General features: G+C 39.6%; 9 protein-coding genes, 3 tRNA genes and 3 rRNA genes. All 15 read left to right on the top strand.

All coding sequences use genetic code 11. The features are described from left to right. Positions 1–149 precede the first annotated feature (149 nt). The 15 genes from PATL70BA_RS08705 to PATL70BA_RS08635 all read left to right on the top strand — a co-directional run bounded on the left by PATL70BA_RS08705 (position 150) and on the right by PATL70BA_RS08635 (position 17,526). Positions 150–1,502 (top strand): CAP and S-layer homology domain-containing protein, encoded by a 1,353-nt coding sequence (locus PATL70BA_RS08705; protein WP_125136999.1) that lies wholly within the window; start codon positions 150–152, stop codon positions 1,500–1,502. A gap of 323 nt (positions 1,503–1,825) precedes the next feature. Continuing rightward, positions 1,826–2,671 carry a fumarate hydratase gene (locus PATL70BA_RS08700; protein WP_334295033.1) on the top strand — a complete coding sequence of 282 codons (846 nt, stop codon included), beginning with the start codon at positions 1,826–1,828 and terminating at the stop codon, positions 2,669–2,671. Positions 2,672–2,679: 8 nt separating this feature from the next. Beyond that, the gene (locus PATL70BA_RS08695; RefSeq protein ID WP_125136997.1) at positions 2,680–3,240 is read left to right on the top strand and encodes a Fe-S-containing hydro-lyase; all 561 of its coding nucleotides are present in this window, start codon (positions 2,680–2,682) and stop codon (positions 3,238–3,240) included. Between the two features lie 281 nt (positions 3,241–3,521). After that, the gene (locus tag PATL70BA_RS08690; RefSeq protein ID WP_125136996.1) at positions 3,522–4,625 is read left to right on the top strand and encodes a BMP family lipoprotein; all 1,104 of its coding nucleotides are present in this window, start codon (positions 3,522–3,524) and stop codon (positions 4,623–4,625) included. Between the two features lie 166 nt (positions 4,626–4,791). Then, the gene (locus tag PATL70BA_RS08685) at positions 4,792–6,315 is read left to right on the top strand and encodes a YjjI family glycine radical enzyme (RefSeq protein ID WP_125136995.1); all 1,524 of its coding nucleotides are present in this window, start codon (positions 4,792–4,794) and stop codon (positions 6,313–6,315) included. Further along, on the top strand, positions 6,312–7,154 hold the full coding sequence (locus PATL70BA_RS08680) for a YjjW family glycine radical enzyme activase (protein ID WP_125136994.1): 843 nt from the start codon (positions 6,312–6,314) through the stop codon (positions 7,152–7,154). Before PATL70BA_RS08685 ends, PATL70BA_RS08680 begins: the two co-directional genes overlap by 4 nt. 89 nt (positions 7,155–7,243) lie before the next feature. After that, on the top strand, positions 7,244–8,770 hold the full coding sequence (locus tag PATL70BA_RS08675; RefSeq protein ID WP_125136993.1) for an ABC transporter ATP-binding protein: 1,527 nt from the start codon (positions 7,244–7,246) through the stop codon (positions 8,768–8,770). A 2-nt stretch (positions 8,771–8,772) separates the two neighbouring features. After that, positions 8,773–9,873 carry an ABC transporter permease gene (locus tag PATL70BA_RS08670; protein WP_125136992.1) on the top strand — a complete coding sequence of 367 codons (1,101 nt, stop codon included), beginning with the start codon at positions 8,773–8,775 and terminating at the stop codon, positions 9,871–9,873. Position 9,874: 1 nt separating this feature from the next. Continuing rightward, a complete protein-coding gene (locus PATL70BA_RS08665; protein ID WP_125136991.1) occupies positions 9,875–10,822 on the top strand; it encodes an ABC transporter permease in 948 nt (315 codons plus the stop codon). Between the two features lie 335 nt (positions 10,823–11,157). After that, a tRNA-Ser gene (locus PATL70BA_RS08660) sits at positions 11,158–11,245 on the top strand. A gap of 326 nt (positions 11,246–11,571) precedes the next feature. Further along, positions 11,572–13,098: ribosomal RNA gene (locus PATL70BA_RS08655) — 16S ribosomal RNA — on the top strand. 226 nt (positions 13,099–13,324) lie between these two features. Further along, positions 13,325–13,442: ribosomal RNA gene (gene rrf / locus PATL70BA_RS08650) — 5S ribosomal RNA — on the top strand. Positions 13,443–14,212: 770 nt separating this feature from the next. Continuing rightward, positions 14,213–17,112 (top strand): 23S ribosomal RNA (locus PATL70BA_RS08645). The 16S, 23S and 5S rRNA genes sit together here with 3 tRNA genes alongside, the layout of an rRNA operon. A gap of 239 nt (positions 17,113–17,351) precedes the next feature. After that, positions 17,352–17,425: transfer RNA gene (locus PATL70BA_RS08640), tRNA-Asp, on the top strand. Positions 17,426–17,453: 28 nt separating this feature from the next. Next, a tRNA-Val gene (locus PATL70BA_RS08635) sits at positions 17,454–17,526 on the top strand. Positions 17,527–17,570 lie beyond the last annotated feature (44 nt).

Here is a 17,570-nt window from a genome sequence, read left to right as displayed (position 1 = left end):
TTCTATAAAGGAATTTTTACGTTATACTAAAAAAATCAAAACATCATCTTGACGCATATCTTTAATATCATTGTAATGAGGCTGACATTAACATTTGATATAATAAGTAGTATGGAAAAGTATAATTTGAGTTAGGAGATGGCAATATCATGAAACGATTAGTTATATTACTGCTAATACTTATAATAGCTATGGATAGTATGGCATATGCAAGCACCATTGATTATCAATCAAGTAATGATGCTGATGAGATCGAAAGAACCGTTAATGCCATAAATATCTCAAGGGAATATATGTCTTTAAGACCACTTAGAGTCAATACTACGCTAAAAGAAATGGCTCTGACGCATTCTAAATATATGAATCATAATAAAACATTAACCAGTATGGAACAAGCAGGAAAACTCTATTTTAGAGGTCGATACCCATGGGACAGAGCAAACTTTTATAAATATAATAAAGCATATGTCTATGAATTTATAAAAAAAGACTTGAATAATTACATGGAAGGCTATAATCAGTTAATTTATGATCCCGTGACTAGAATTGTGTTGTTAGACAATCAATATTTAGACATTGGTATGAATAAAGAAAATAATTATTTTACATATTTATTGGGTGGTAGTGTCCGCACTGAAGATCAATTGGTCATCTATCCTTATGATGGATTAAAAAATGTCCCATTAAAGTGGCAAGGCGATTCACACGCACTGATCTATAAGAATACAACTACGAATGGTAGTTTTGGTTTACCAATTACGGTAACATATTATGGAAATCCTATTGAGAAAGTAACATCTCTGAAAAGTTCTATTGTAAGAAAGGATAATGGCAAAACGGTAAGTCATAGAGTTGTATTACCAGCAGATTTTCATCAATTAAAAAACACCATAACATTACTCCCACTTGAAGCTTATGATCAAAATATAACGTATCAAGCGAAAGTAAGCTTTATCTTACGATTGGATAATGGATCTTTAAAGTATGTTAACGAGACAATTGAATTCACGACAACGAGTAGTGTTGCAAAAGCAACAGATAGCAGATATTTGACGAGAGCACTCTTTGTTGAAAAAGTTTTAAAGAACCAACTTTTAGGCTTCACACTACAAGAACCATTAAAGCTTGAATTCAAAGATGTTGATATAAACTCTACTGAAAGCATCTATATATATACAGCAAGTCAAGAAAACTTAATATCCGGTTTTCCGGATCAGAGTTTTAGACCTTTAATAAACATTACAAAGGAACAAGCATATATCATACTTATTAAAGCCTATGAAAAGAAGTTTCCTAAGATTTCAGTAAATGGGCAGGATCAGTTAAACCAATATCAAGACCATACTAAAATTAGTAGTTGGGCTAGAGAGTCATTATTAAAAGCACAACAGCTTGGTATATTAATTCATACAAATAAAAGGATAGAGCCACAAGCTTATATTAAAGAAGATGAATTTGACCAAATAATGACGTTATTTAGTAAAGTTCTAAAAGAAAAATAACAAAAAAAGCAATCTGCATTTAGATTGCTTTTTTTCTCTAGGAAAGACAATGCTATGTAAACTATCAAGGAAGTTTCCTTACGAATCGTTCAGAAATATGAGCAAAGCTCATAACGAAGCAAAGCTTCTTTTCTTGTTCTCAAGGAAAGTCATACTATAGTATTCAGCCTTGAAACATGGCAGAATACGTCAAAGACCTTTCCTATCGAACCGTTCAGAAATATGAGCAAAGCTCATAACGAAGCAAAGCTTCTTTTCTTGTTTGACCATTTTAGGATTTGGCTTTAAAATAGGAGATAAGTAGGCATTATATAAGGAGATCAATAATGAGAAAAATTAATGTAGAGGTTATAACAAAGACAGTAAAAGAACTATGTATGGAAGCAAACTATTATTGTAACGAGGATATAAGAGATGCGCTCATAAAGAGTAAGAAGACCGAAGAATCCCCAATAGGGTCTAGTATTTTAGATCAAATCATTCAAAATGCAGATATTGCAAGTAGGAAAAAAATGCCCATATGTCAAGATACAGGGATGGCGATTATATTCTTGACCATTGGTCAGGAAATATACTTTGAAGGTGGATTACTGGAAGAAGCAGTACAAGAAGGTGTTAGACAAGGCTATGATGAAGGTTTTCTTAGAAAATCCATTGTGAGAGATCCATTTGATAGAGTGAATACTGGTGATAATACACCTGCTATCATTCATTATGATATTGTAAAGGGTGATAAGTTGATTGTAGAAGTAGCGCCAAAAGGATTTGGAAGTGAAAATATGAGCCGTATTCATATGCTAAAACCTTCAGATGGCATAGAAGGTGCTAAAGAAGCAATTATTTCAACGGTAGATTTAGCAGGTGGAAATGCATGTCCACCTATGGTCATTGGTGTGGGCATTGGTGGATCTTTTGAAAAAGCAGCTTTTTTGTCAAAAAAAGCTTTATTAAGAGATGTAGGTGAACACTCGACTATTCCTTATGTCAAGGCCCTAGAAATTGAACTATTAGAAAGCATTAATCGGTTGGGTATTGGACCTCAAGGACTTGGTGGTAGAACAACCGCACTTGGGATTCATATAGAAGTCTTTCCGACACATATTGCTGGGCTTCCTGTGGCAGTCAATATTGGTTGTCATGTAACACGTCACGCAAAAAGAACCATATAGGAGGTCCTATGAAAATAAAAGTAACAGCACCTTTAGATAAAGCAACAAGTGTTAAACTAAAAGCTGGCGATGAAGTATTAATTTCCGGAGAAGTCTATACATCAAGAGATGCAGGGCATAAAAGAATGGTAGAACAAATGGAAAGAGGCGAAGACTTGCCTTTTGATATTAAAGATGCAATCATTTATTATGTAGGGCCATCTCCAAATAAACCAGGTGAGATTATTGGATCGGCCGGACCAACCACAAGCTATCGTATGGATGCTTATACGCCGAAGTTGCTAGATTCTGGACTTAGTGGTATGATTGGTAAAGGAGATAGAAACGAAGCAGTGATACAAGCCATAATTAAAAATAAAGCAGTATACTTTGCTGCAGTTGGCGGTGCTGCTGCATTGATTGCAGACAGAATTGTGTCGTCAGAAATTATTGCCTATAATGACTTGGGAACAGAAGCCTTAAGAAGACTTATTGTTAAAGATTTCCCATGCATTGTCGTTATTGATAGTGATGGTCATAATTTATACAAGTCTGAAAAAGAGAAATATAAAATAACAAATGTCAGGTAAGTATTCAAATAATTACATGCATAGGACATATTATGTTGTATCAACTTACAAGTTAAATTATACTAATACTAGATGTTTCTTAGAATCATTTGTAGGAATCATTTACAAAGATGATATACAAAGTAATATTATGAAGAATAATTATGTGTTCCAATTATATAGCCGGATTAAACATGCATCTCTATTATAGACAATCAGATATAAATAAGTCTTTTATAGAAGCATACCGGTTTGGTTATATATGTAAAAATAAAATGCATTTAAAAAAAGGGAGGTCAATTATGTTTAAGAAATTATTAACAATCGTACTCGCTCTAGCAATGATTTTATCATTGGCTCTTGTAACAGGTTGCGCAAAAGATGAACCAGAGGTTACAACAGATCCAGTGACTGAAACAACAGAAGAAACACCAGAAGAAACACCAGAAGAAGAACCTGTAGATTTTACAGTAGGTCTTGTAACTGACGTTGGTGGTATTGATGACAAATCCTTCAACCAAGGTACTTGGGAAGGTATCCTTGAATTTGCAACTGCAACAGGTGCTCAAACAAAATATCTTCAATCGGATTCGGATGCAGATTATGTTCCAAATCTCTCAAACTTCTCAGACGAAGAGATGGACCTTATCATAGCACCAGGCTTTTTATTTGAAGGTGCTTTAACAGAAGTTGCAACGAATTTCCCTGATCAAAAATACTTGATTATTGACATGGTAATTGCGGACAAACCTAATGTTGCCAGTGCAGTATTTGCTGAAGAACAAGGGTCATTCCTTGTTGGTGTTGCAGCAGCATTAACGGCTCAAGAAGCTGGAAAAGATACAGTCGGTTTTATTGGCGGTATGGACTTTGACTTGATTCAAAAGTTTGAAGCAGGATTTGAAGCAGGCGTTGAAGCAGTTGATCCTAATATGACTGTATTAGTTGAATATGCTGGTGACTTCTCAAATGCTCAAATTGGCCAGACATTAGCAGCAAAAATGTATGATCAAGGTGCTTATATTATTTTCCATGCAGCCGGTGGTACAGGAAACGGACTCATCAAAGAAGCTAAAGACCGTCGTACAAACGGAGAAGATGTTTGGGCGATTGGTATTGATAAAGACCAATATGATGATGGTATCTATGAAGGCGACAAGTCAGCTGTTTTAACATCCATGATGAAGCGTGTTGACGTAGCAGCTTATGATGTTGCTGAAATGACTTTAAATGGTGAATTCCCAGGTGGCGGAATCCTAGTATTTGACTTAACAAACCAAGGTGTTGGTATTCCAGAATCTAATCCAAATCTAACGGATGCAGTTGTGGAAGAAGTTAAAGCATATGAAGGTAAAGTTGTTGCTGGTGAGATTGAAGTACCAGTATTACCAAATCGTTTAAAATAGTTCATTTACTTTTTAAAGCCAAGACGATTTAGTCTTGGCTTTTTATCTTCAATCATCATGCCCTACAGCATGATGACCATTGCTACTTAAAGCTAAGTGGTGATGGTCATCATGCCGTTGTAACAATCCATATAATATATTATCTTGAAGATGACGAGGTGAAAATATGAGATCCGTTCTTAATGATCTGGCATCAACAGCTTCTGCAATCAATATGACATATCAACAAAAATTATTTTCAATGGCAAATATTGGAGAAAGACTTGTAGATCCAAGAGAGTCATTGGGTTACACAGAAGAAGAAATGATTTATATTGAAAATGACATGATTTGTGACCTTAATGAAGGCTATTTACCCTATAGACCTAGGTACATTGTTCCTGATTATGACGTATTTGTTAAAAACGGCTGTGATTTTCTTGACATAAAGCCGCCGACAGACTTAGATACACTCCTTGACGGACTCTTAATTCTTTATAGTCATGTACCATCCATCACATCCTTTCCTGTTTATATAGGCAGGTTAGATCAACTTATAGATCCTTTCATTCGTGATGAGGCTTCTGATTATATTAAAATAAAAAGATTCTTGAATCACATCGATAAGACCATTGTCGATTCTTTTTGTCATGGAAATATTGGTCCATCTGAGACCCGAGCTGGTTATTTGATACTAAAAGCTGTGGTTGAACTACAGAATCCGACGCCAAACTTAACGCTACTTTATGATGTCCAGTTGACATCAAAAGATTTTGCCCTTGAAGCAGTAAAAACATGTTTGCTTGCGGCAAAACCATCCTTTAGTAATCAAGTCATGTACCAAAAAGATGTTGGTAATCATGGGATTGTCAGTTGTTATAATGCCCTGCCTTTAGCGGGTGGTGCCTACACACTACTAAGATTAAGACTCGGTACGATGGCAAAGAAAGCAGATTCTACGCATCATTTTATTGAAGATATTTTGCCTAAAGTTGCTCAAAAAATGGCAACAATGATGGATAAAAGGGTCAAATATATGGTTGAAAAAAGCAATTTCTTTGAAACGACCTTCTTAACAAAGGAAGGTTTTATCAGTCAGGATAATTTTACGGCAATGTTTGGCATAGTAGGATTAGCGGATGCGGTTAATCACTTATTAAGGCTGGAAAATAGTGAAGAAACTTTTGGACAATCAATACGAGGGGATGAAATTGGTCACATGATTTTATCTACACTTGAGCAGATTGTAAGTCAACATGAAGCACCCTATCTTCAAAGAACAGACGGCCATTATCTACTTCACGCACAAGTAGGCGCAGACTTAAGCCCAGAAGATAAGGACAATACTCCGGCACATCGTATCAAAGTTGGCCAAGAGCCTGTATTACCGCTTCATTTAAACCAATCGGCATCTTTTCATAAATATTTCAAATCTGGAACCGGCGACTTGTTTGCATTTGATCAAACCTATTTGAACCACTTAGATGCGCTTCTTGATATTATCCAAGGTGCATTTTCTGAAGGTTACCGCTATATAACCACGTATTTACAGAACTCTGATTTGATTAGAGTAACCGGTTATCTAGTAAAACGAAGTGATGTTGAGCGATTTAATAATAATGAAGTCGTTTTAAGAGACACGGATATATTTGGCAGTGGTACCAATAATAATGCAAATGTTTTTAACAGACAAACGAGGACTTATAAGTGAATCAGAAGATCTTAATAAATCAGATTATACCTTTTTCAAATGTAGATGGAGAAGGTAACCGATGTAGTATTTTTGTACAAGGCTGTCAGCTAAGTTGCTTCTATTGCCATAATAGTGAGACGATTCAAATATGCAGACATTGTGGGATCTGTGTTAAACATTGTCCTAGTAATGCATTAAGTCTTCAATCGGATCTTGTTATATATGAAGAAAGTCTATGTTGTCAATGTGATAGTTGTATAATGGTATGTCCTTATCAATCAACGCCAAAGGCAAAAGCTTATACAATAGATGATTTAATGGTTAGAATAGAAGATTATCGTCCATACATTCGAGGTGTAACTTTTTCCGGTGGTGAGCCTACCCTTTATGCTGATTTTCTAGCGGAGTTGGCACAAAAAATTAAAAAGTGCGGCTTAACTGTATATATTGACTCTAACGGCTTTTTTGACTTTGAGGCAATATTACCATTCATTAATAGTGTTGATGGGTTTTTGCTGGATATCAAAGCCATTGATAATATTGAACATCTATGTGGTGTGAAAGGTCAGATTCATTTAAAAAATCTAGAAAAGTTACTTGCTATGGATAAAGTCATTGAGGTTAGGACTGTGCTATTAAATGAGCATATGGACCAGTTGAATACGCTAAATCAGGTGGTTGAGCGTTTAAAAATTTATCCTAAGGTACCTTATAGACTTATAAGAGCCCATGTCACAGGATTAAAAAGAGCGCAAGAGGCATGTATTGGTGAGGCTATTATGACAGAGGAAGAATTTGTTACTTATGGCAAACACTTGAAACAAAAAGGTTTTTACAACTTTAAGTTACAGATGTAATAACGGTTATAGGGTCAAAATTAAGTAGGTAGGTATTATGATGTAGTTTGTCTTAATATAGTTATTAAAAATTAGACAGGAGATGTGTTATGGAATACGTAGTTGAAATGCTGAATATCACTAAAGAATTTCCAGGCATAAAAGCAAATGATGATGTAACCTTACGGGTTGAAAAAGGAGAAATTCATGCGTTGCTCGGAGAGAATGGTGCTGGAAAATCAACCTTAATGAGTGTATTATTTGGATTATATCAAGCAGAAAAAGGAATAATAAAAATTCATGGTAAAGAAGTTGATATCAGCAATCCAAATGTGGCGAATAAGCATGGTATTGGTATGGTACATCAACATTTTAAGCTTGTTCACAATTTCACAGTAACTGAAAACATCATTTTAGGGTTAGAGCCTACTAAATCTTTTGGACGTATTGATATTGATAAAGCGGCTAAAAAGGTAATTGAAATTAGCCAAAAGTACGGCTTGAAAGTAGATCCCCATTCTAAAATTGAAGACATTACCGTTGGCATGCAACAAAGAGTAGAGATTTTAAAGATGCTATATAGAAATGCAGAAATCTTAATTTTTGACGAACCAACGGCAGTTTTAACACCACAAGAAATTAAAGAATTAATGAGCATTATGCGTGAATTGGTCAAAGAAGGCAAATCTATTGTACTCATTACCCATAAGTTAAAAGAGATATCCATGGTAGCAGACCATTGTACGGTACTAAGAAGAGGTCGATACATTGGAACCGTTAAGGTTTCAGAGACAACTGAAGAAGAGATGGCTGAGATGATGGTTGGACGTGAAGTTAGTTTTGAAGTAGATAAAGAACCAGCTACACCTTCAGATATTGTTCTAAAAATTGAAAACCTTAATATTAAGAATACAAGAAACCTCATGGCGGTCAAAAACCTGAATCTTGAGGTTAAAGCCGGAGAAATATTATGCGTGGCGGGTATTGACGGTAATGGACAATCCGAGCTTATCAAAGGTATTACAGGGCTTTCAAAAATCGAATCCGGTAAGATTTTATTTGACGGTATAGATATTGCTCATGATTCTGTTAGAAATAGAACTCTTAAAGGCATTGGACACATTCCTGAAGACCGACATAAATATGGTTTGGTATTAGATTTTTCATTAGAAGAAAATATGGCCCTTCAAAGTTATTTTCAAGAGCCATTGTCAAAAAAAGGCATCTTACAGCCAGAAGCTATTCGAAAGCACTCAGATATTTTAATTGAAGAATTCGATATCCGAAGTGGACAAGGGAGTATTACAAGTGCTAGATCCATGTCCGGAGGCAATCAACAAAAAGCCATTATTGCTAGAGAAGTGGAACGTTCTCCAAGGCTTTTGATAGCAGCGCAGCCAACAAGAGGCTTAGATGTAGGTGCTATAGAATATATTCACCAACGTCTGGTTAAAGAACGAGATAGTGGAAAAGCGGTTTTACTCATGTCTTTAGAAATGGAAGAAGTCTTAAATCTATCCGACCGTATTGCAGTTATATATGAAGGCGAGATTGTTGGTATTGTTGATGCAAGTCATACAAATGAGAACGAACTTGGTTTGATGATGGCCGGTTCAAGAAAGGGGAAAGTTGATTAGATATGAAGAAATTTATCGATTTCATCACAAATGAGAAGAATCATAAGTTTGTCATTCCTGCAATTGCCATTTTTTTAGGTTTCTTTGTTGGATCAATTATCCTAATCCTAACAGGACAAAATCCAATTCAATTATTCACTTCTTTAATTAGAGGGGTTCTTGGAATTGATATCAGTCGCATAGGCAGTGGAAAAAGTATTTTTAATGCTAGGTATATTGGCGAGTATTTTGTTTCAGCAATGCCAATCATACTGACAGGTCTTTCTGTAGCGTTTGCTTTTAGAACAGGTTTGTTCAATATTGGTGCTGAAGGACAACTTTTAGTTGGTTCTTTTGCTTCTGTGGCAGTAGGTGTAACTTTAGATCTTCCTGGATTTGTATTATTACCGGTGGTTATTCTTTCCGGTACTTTAGCGGGTGCTATATGGGGATTTGTACCAGGTATACTTAAGGCCAAATTTAACGTACATGAGGTTGTAGTTACCATCATGATGAATTATACGGCCTTGTATTTAACCAATTACTATTTAAAACAGTTGCCAGGTAGTGATAATGTAAAATCCATGCCACTACCTGCTGGCGCCACTTTGAAAAGTGATTTTTTAATTGAGATGACCAATAAATCCAGATTACATTGGGGCTTTATCCTTATTGCGATAGCCATTTTCATATTCTGGTATATCATTGAAAAAACGACCTTCGGTTATGAATTAAAAGCGGTTGGCTATAACCCACATGCAGCCAAATATGCAGGTATGAAAGTTGAACGTAATGCAGCATTGTCTATGGCCATTGCAGGTGCATTTTCCGGTTTAGCTGGAACGGTTATTGCTATTGGTACTTTTGGATATGGTAGAGTGCTTGGAAGTTTTGAAAATTATGGATTTGATGGTATAGCCGTGGCTCTAGTAGGTGGTAATACTGCTTTTGGTTCGTTGTTTGGAGGCTTACTATTTGGATCTCTCAGTGCGGCACAACCGGTTATGCAATCCAGTGGTATACCTAGAGACATTGCTATTATCATCAGTTCGACAATCATACTGTTTGTTGCGATGCAAAATGGTATTAAGATTATTCTAAAACGTATAAAGGGGGCAAAGTAATATGGATATACTTTACTCGATGTTGGCTTTGACGTTAATATATTCAACACCTATTATTATTACAGCGATTGGTGGGATGTTTTCAGAACGTAGTGGTGTTGTTAATATCGCCCTTGAAGGTATGATGATGATCGGTGGATTTACAGCAGCAACAACCATAGTATTTTTGGAAGGAACAACCAGCTTTGCGCCATGGATATCTTTGATGATTGGTGCTTTGGCAGGAGGTCTTATATCTGTTATACATGCATATTTGAGCATACATCTAAGCAGTGATCAGGTTATATCAGGTACAGCCATAAATATATTGGCAGGTGGTTTGACCATCTATTTGGCACAGGTTATATTCGGACAACAAAGAACGGAAACCTTTAGACAAGGTTTTATCAAAAATACTTATAGTGGATTAAGTGATATTCCTATTATTGGTAAGATCTTTTTTACAAATATGTACCCGACTGTATTTTTAGCCTTATTATTGGTAGTGATTAGTTGGTATTTTCTCTATAAGACCCCTTTTGGACTTAGATTAAGAGCAACGGGGGAACACCCTCATGCGGTTGACAGTATGGGTATCAGTGTCTATAAGATGCGATATATCGGTGTCATTCTATCAGGATGTCTTGCAGGACTAGGTGGTGGTGTTATGGTACTGACCCAAGACACACAATTTACGATTATGAGTGTTCATGGTACGGGATTCATTGCTCTTGCGGCATTGATATTTGGTAAGTGGAAACCACTTGGTCTTTTAGGTGCAAGTTTATTCTTTGGATTTTCACAGATTCTTAGTATTTACTCAACTAGCATTAGCTTTTTGTCAAAATTACCAATGGAGTATTTTAAATCTTTACCATATATACTGACCATTATAGCCTTGGTTATATTTAGTAATAAGGCGGTTGGTCCAAAAGCTGCAGGTGAACCTTACGACAAAGGTCAACGATAGATTTACATTTATAATTCAATATTATGATACTTTAACCAAATAAGACAATAAAGAAAACAAGATATTGTATGTATACAATATCTTGTTTTCTTCTATATATAGTACAAACACTTAGTGTCTCCTACCATATATAGATATATGTCTAGAATACAAAAAAGCCTTGATTTATAAGGTTTTAGCGATACTTTTATTAAAGTAAAAAACTTAGTAAAATGTATTGACATGCGTCCATTGCTTTAGTATAATTACTTTTGCGCCTGTGAAACATTGCGTTTATTACAATTAAATACTTCAAGTAGATTATGATATTATACTTGAAAAAGACAATTCAGTTTGGAGAAGTACTCAAGTGGCTGAAGAGGTGCCCCTGCTAAGGGTATAGATCGTTTACGCGGTGCGAGGGTTCAAATCCCTCCTTCTCCGTTTATTGTTTTTATATGGCCAGAAAATGAGCTAAAAATAACAATAAAATAATTAAAAATCTTGTTGACTTAAATCGTCATACATGATATAATTCTCTCTGTTGCCCCAAGAGGTAACGAAGTGAAAGAAACAAGGAAAGCCTTAGAAATACTGGGCTGTAAAAGACCTGAACATTGAAAACTGAACAGTAAACCAACCTATCAAAAAGTAATTTAAAACGGACGCTATGTAATTAATTATGTAGCAAAAGCAAGCTTGGTTTTTTAGTAACAAGAGCGTAAGCTCAAGTCAAAAAAAGACCAGCGAGTATTCTATAGCAAGAGATTAAACATGAGAGTTTGATCCTGGCTCAGGATGAACGCTGGCGGCGTGCCTAACACATGCAAGTCGAGCGAGAAGGTAGAGCGTGATTCTTCGGAAGAGCGATTTACCGGGCAGCGGCGGACGGGTGAGTAACGCGTGGGTAACCTGCCTTATACTGGGGGATAACATTCTGAAAAGGATGCTAATACCGCATAAGCGCACAGCATCGCATGATGCCGTGTGAAAAACTCCGGTGGTATAAGATGGACCCGCGTCTGATTAGCTAGTTGGTGAGATAATAGCTCACCAAGGCAACGATCAGTAGCCGACCTGAGAGGGTGATCGGCCACATTGGGACTGAGACACGGCCCAAACTCCTACGGGAGGCAGCAGTGGGGAATATTGCACAATGGGGGAAACCCTGATGCAGCGACGCCGCGTGAAGGATGAAGGTTTTCGGATCGTAAACTTCTATCAGCAGGGAAGAAAATGACTGTACCTGACTAAGAAGCCCCGGCTAACTACGTGCCAGCAGCCGCGGTAATACGTAGGGGGCAAGCGTTATCCGGAATTACTGGGTGTAAAGGGTGCGTAGGCGGTAAAGTAAGTTAGGTGTGAAAGCCCGGGGCTCAACCTCGGGACTGCACTTAAAACTGCTTTACTAGAATACAGGAGAGGTAAGTGGAATTCTAGTGTAGCGGTGAAATGCGTAGATATTAGGAGGAACACCAGTGGCGAAGGCGACTTACTGGACTGTGATTGACGCTGAGGCACGAAAGCGTGGGGAGCGAACAGGATTAGATACCCTGGTAGTCCACGCCGTAAACGATGAATGCTAGGTGTCGGGGGTCGAACCTCGGTGCCGCAGCTAACGCATTAAGCATTCCACCTGGGGAGTACGATCGCAAGATTGAAACTCAAAGGAATTGACGGGGGCCCGCACAAGCGGTGGAGCATGTGGTTTAATTCGAAGCAACGCGAAGAACCTTACCAGGTCTTGACATCCCTTTGACCGAACCTTAACCGGTTCTTTCCTTCGGGACAAAGGTGACAGGTGGTGCATGGTTGTCGTCAGCTCGTGTCGTGAGATGTTGGGTTAAGTCCCGCAACGAGCGCAACCCTTATCTTTAGTAGCCAGCACGTTATGGTGGGGACTCTAGAGAGACTGCCGAGGATAACTCGGAGGAAGGTGGGGATGACGTCAAATCATCATGCCCCTTATGATCTGGGCTACACACGTGCTACAATGGTGGTAACAAAGGGAAGCGAAGCCGCGAGGTGGAGCAAACCCCATAAAAGCCATCCCAGTTCGGATTGTAGTCTGCAACTCGACTACATGAAGTTGGAATCGCTAGTAATCGCGAATCAGAATGTCGCGGTGAATACGTTCCCGGGCCTTGTACACACCGCCCGTCACACCACGGGAGTCGGAAGCACCCAACGTCAGTGACCCAACCGCAAGGAGGGAGCTGCCTAAGGTGAAATCGATGACTGGGGTGAAGTCGTAACAAGGTAGCCGTATCGGAAGGTGCGGCTGGATCACCTCCTTTCTAAGGAAGAAAGTGGAAGAAATTTATTTCTGAAGCTAAAAGTGAGCAAAGCTCACATGATGGAGATCAAAAACCTCACCGTGATAAATGAAAGCGATAGATTGGTTTGCTGTTGAGTGATCAACGTTTGGTCATATACGAAGACTAGGAAGAACAAGTTGCGAAGAAAACGCAGCTTGGAAAGCCCTAGTCGAAGTAAATGAATTAACGTAAGAATCTAAAATATTCTGGTGGCGATGCGACATATGGAAACACCCGTTCCCATACCGAACACGATGGTTAAGCGTATGTCGGCCGATGATACTTGGTTGGAGACGACCTGGGAAAGTAGGTGGCTGCCAGATTTAAAAAACAAAGAACTCTAGAGGCAACTTTGGAGAATTCATATAAGAGATATCCGGAAAGACCGGGAGCAAAGCTTGAAGTTCATAGCTTCATATCTTGTTTAGACCCATAAAAGTAATCGGGTCATAGCGTAATGCTATTACGAACATTGAAAACTGCATAAGAGAGACGATATGAAAGCACGTACGGATACAGCTTAAGCATAACGCGAGGTTAAAGCGTTATGAAGAAGCGTGGTAGAAGTAGTGAAGGCATATTGTCCGACGACTTGAAAGCACGTATGGATACAGCTTAAGCATAACACGAGGTTAAAGTGTTATGAAGAAGCGTCGTAGAAGTAGTGAAGGCAAGTCGTTAGACGATATGAAAGCACGAAAGTGAAGACATATTGTTGAAGTGATTTGTAATCTTGATAAGCGAAAGCAAATCACTGTATGTGTTACTCCCAAGTAACATATATGAAGTAACTTCATATATCATAGGTCATGACGTATGAAGATACAAGACATCGAAATATAACTTTGTAAGAAGAAAGACGCTTTCTAATTACAGAGATAATATCGTTAGAGACTCAAACCTAAGTTTCACTAATACATACAAGATATAGATTACGTAGATACATTCGTAACTATATATTATATGTAAAAGTTCAACTAAATAGCTTTGACCCTTAACGATTACATGAATATATTTTAATCTTAAGCAAAGATTGAGCAAGACTTAATGGGTTAGCAATAATCAGGAAGGTGTTGCAATAATCAAATTATTAGTTCAAGCTAATAAGAGCATAGGGTGGATGCCTTGGCACTAGGAGCCGATGAAGGTCGCGATAAGCTGCGAAAAGCTTTGGGTAGGCGCAAATAGCCGATGATCCAGAGATTACCGAATGGGGAAACCTGGCTGGGAAGATCCCAGTCACTGCATGGTGAATACATAGCCATGCAGGGGGAACTCGGGGAACTGAAACATCTAAGTACCCGAAGGAAGAGAAAGAAACATCGATTACCTAAGTAGCGGCGAGCGAAAGGGTAAGAGGCCAAACCAAAGGACCTAGTCCTTTGGGGTTGTGGACTGCAAACGGTATTAAGAAGATTTAACCGAAGTGTTTTGGAAAAGCACGTCAAAGAGGGTGAAAACCCCGTAGGTGAAAAGTCGACTTAGCCAGCAGTATCCAGAGTAGCACGAGACACGTGGAACCTTGGTGAAGCAGGGGGACCACCCCAAGCCTAAATACTACCTAGTGACCGATAGCGCATAGTACTGTGAAGGAAAGGTGAAAAGAACCCCGGGAGGGGAGTGAAAAGAACCTGAAACCCTATGTTTACAAGCAGTGGAAGCACGTTAAGGTGCGACCGCGTACTTTTGTAGAACGGTCCAGCGAGTTACTTATACTGGCAAGGTTAATGACTTAAGGTCAGGAGCCGAAGGGAAGCCAAGTCTTAATAGGGCGTTAAGTCAGTGTGAGTAGACCCGAAACCGGGTGACCTATCCATGGGCAGGTTGAAGTTACCGTAAAAGGTAATGGAGGACCGAACCCACGCATGTTGAAAAATGCGGGATGACCTGTGGATAGCGGAGAAATTCCAATCGAACCCGGAGATAGCTGGTTCTCCTCGAAATAGCTTTAGGGCTAGCCTTGAAATAGTCTAATGGAGGTAGAGCACTGAATTGCCTAGGGGGCCTCACAGCCTACCGAAGCATATCAAACTCCGAATGCCATATAGATGTTTTTCAGGAGTCAGACTATGGGAGATAAGTTTCATAGTCAAAAGGAAAGAGCCCAGACCACCAGCTAAGGTCCCAAAGTGTGCATTAAGTGGAAAAGGATGTGAGATTTCACAGACAACTAGGATGTTGGCTTAGAAGCAGCCATGCATTCAAAGAGTGCGTAATAGCTCACTAGTCGAGAGATCTTGCGCCGAAAATGTCCGGGGCTAAAATGCACCACCGAAGCTGTGGAAAGCACTTATTTAGATAAGTGTTTTGGTAGAGGAGCATTCTTAACACGACGAAGCTGTACCGTAAGGAGCAGTGGAGAGTTAAGAAGAGAGAATGCTGGAATGAGTAGCGAGAGAGAAGTGAGAATCTTCTCGGCCGAATATCTAAGGTTTCCAAAGTAAAGCTGATCTTCTTTGGGTAAGTCGGGACCTAAGGTGAGGGCGAAAGCCGTAGCCGATGGACAACTAGTTGAAATTCTAGTACTACGTATGAACAGAACTGTGGGGACACAGAAGGATAGGGAAATCTGGGAATGGAAAAACCAGTGCAAGCACAAAGCTTGGTTGATAGGCAAATCCGTCAACTAAAAGGCGAAGTGTGATGCGGATCGAAATTAAAGTAGAGAAGTTCCTAAATCCATACTGTCAAGAAAAGCCGCTATTGCTTCATACGTACCCGTACCGCAAACCGACACAGGTAGATGAGGAGAGAATCCTAAGGCCGACGGGAGAAGCGTTGTTAAGGAACTCGGCAAAATGACCCCGTAACTTCGGGAGAAGGGGTGCCTACGCAAGTAGGCCGCAGAGAATAGGCCCAAGCGACTGTTTAGCAAAAACACAGGTTTATGCAAAACCGAAAGGTGAAGTATATGAGCTGACGCCTGCCCGGTGCTGGAAGGTTAAGGGGAGTGCTTAGACTTTAGTCGAAGGTGCGAACTTAAGCCCCAGTAAACGGCGGCCGTAACTATAACGGTCCTAAGGTAGCGAAATTCCTTGTCGGGTAAGTTCCGACCCGCACGAAAGGCGTAACGATTTGGGCACTGTCTCGACAACGCGCCCGGTGAAATTGTAGTACCGGTGAAGATGCCGGTTACCCGCGACAGGACGGAAAGACCCCGTGGAGCTTTACTCTAGCTTGATACTGGGATTCGATATTACATGTACAGGATAGAAGGGAGACTTTGATCTATGGACGCCAGTCTGTAGTGAGTCGTTGTTGGGATACCTTCCTTGTAGTATTGGGTTTCTAACCTAGCACCGTGATCCGGTGTGGGGACAATGTCAGGTGGGGAGTTTGACTGGGGCGGTCGCCTCCGAAAGTGTATCGGAGGCGCTCAAAGTTCATCTCAGAATGGTTGGAAACCATTCGAAGAGTGCAAAGGCATAAGATGGATTGACTGTGACACCGACGGGTGGAGCAGGTAGGAAACTAGGACTTAGTGATCCGGTGGTATGAATGTGGGATTGCCATCGCTCAACGGATAAAAGCTACCCCGGGGATAACAGGCTTATCACTCCCAAGAGTTCACATCGACGGAGTGGTTTGGCACCTCGATGTCGGCTCATCGCATCCTGGGGCTGTATTCGGTCCCAAGGGTTGGGCTGTTCGCCCATTAAAGCGGTACGCGAGCTGGGTTCAGAACGTCGTGAGACAGTTCGGTCCCTATCCGTCGTGGGCGCAAGATATTTGAGAGGAGCTGTCCTTAGTACGAGAGGACCGGGATGGACTGACCTCTGGTGTATCTGTTGTCTTACCAAAGGCATAGCAGAGTAGCCATGTTGGGAAGGGATAAACGCTGAAGGCATCTAAGCGTGAAGCCCCCCTCGAGATAAGATATCTCATCCAGAAATGGAGTAAGACCCCTGGAAGACTACCAGGTTGATAGGTTAGGGGTGTAAGCACGGTAACGTGTTCAGCTGACTAATACTAATAGGTCGAGGGCTTGAACTAAGAAAGTGATTATAAAGATTAGAGCTTAAGATTAAAATATGTGCATGTGAAATAAATCGATGTTAACAATCTCTTATGCGGTTTTCAGTGTTTGTAATTAAATGCTAATGCTGAAAAAAATATAAAGTAGTGACAAATTATGGCCCAGTGGCTCAGTTCAAGGAGTGAAGCGAAGCGCTCATGACAGGACCAACGTAGCATACTGGGAAATACGAATAATGTAAGTAGTGACAAATCATGGCCCAGTGGCTCAGTTGGTTAGAGCGCCGCCCTGTCACGGCGGAGGTCGAGGGTTCGAGTCCCTTCTGGGTCGTCATCAATTTAATTATGTAAATATCCCAGGGCGCATAGCTCAGCTGGGAGAGCACCTGCCTTACAAGCAGGGGGTCACAGGTTCGAGCCCTGTTGCGCCCATTCGATATAAAAATTCATAGCACATAAATATTAGAGAATAATAT

It is taken from the genome of Petrocella atlantisensis, assembly GCF_900538275.1.
Lineage (GTDB): Bacteria > Bacillota > Clostridia > Lachnospirales > Vallitaleaceae > Petrocella > Petrocella atlantisensis.
This window is presented reverse-complemented; position numbering and strand designations above follow the sequence as displayed.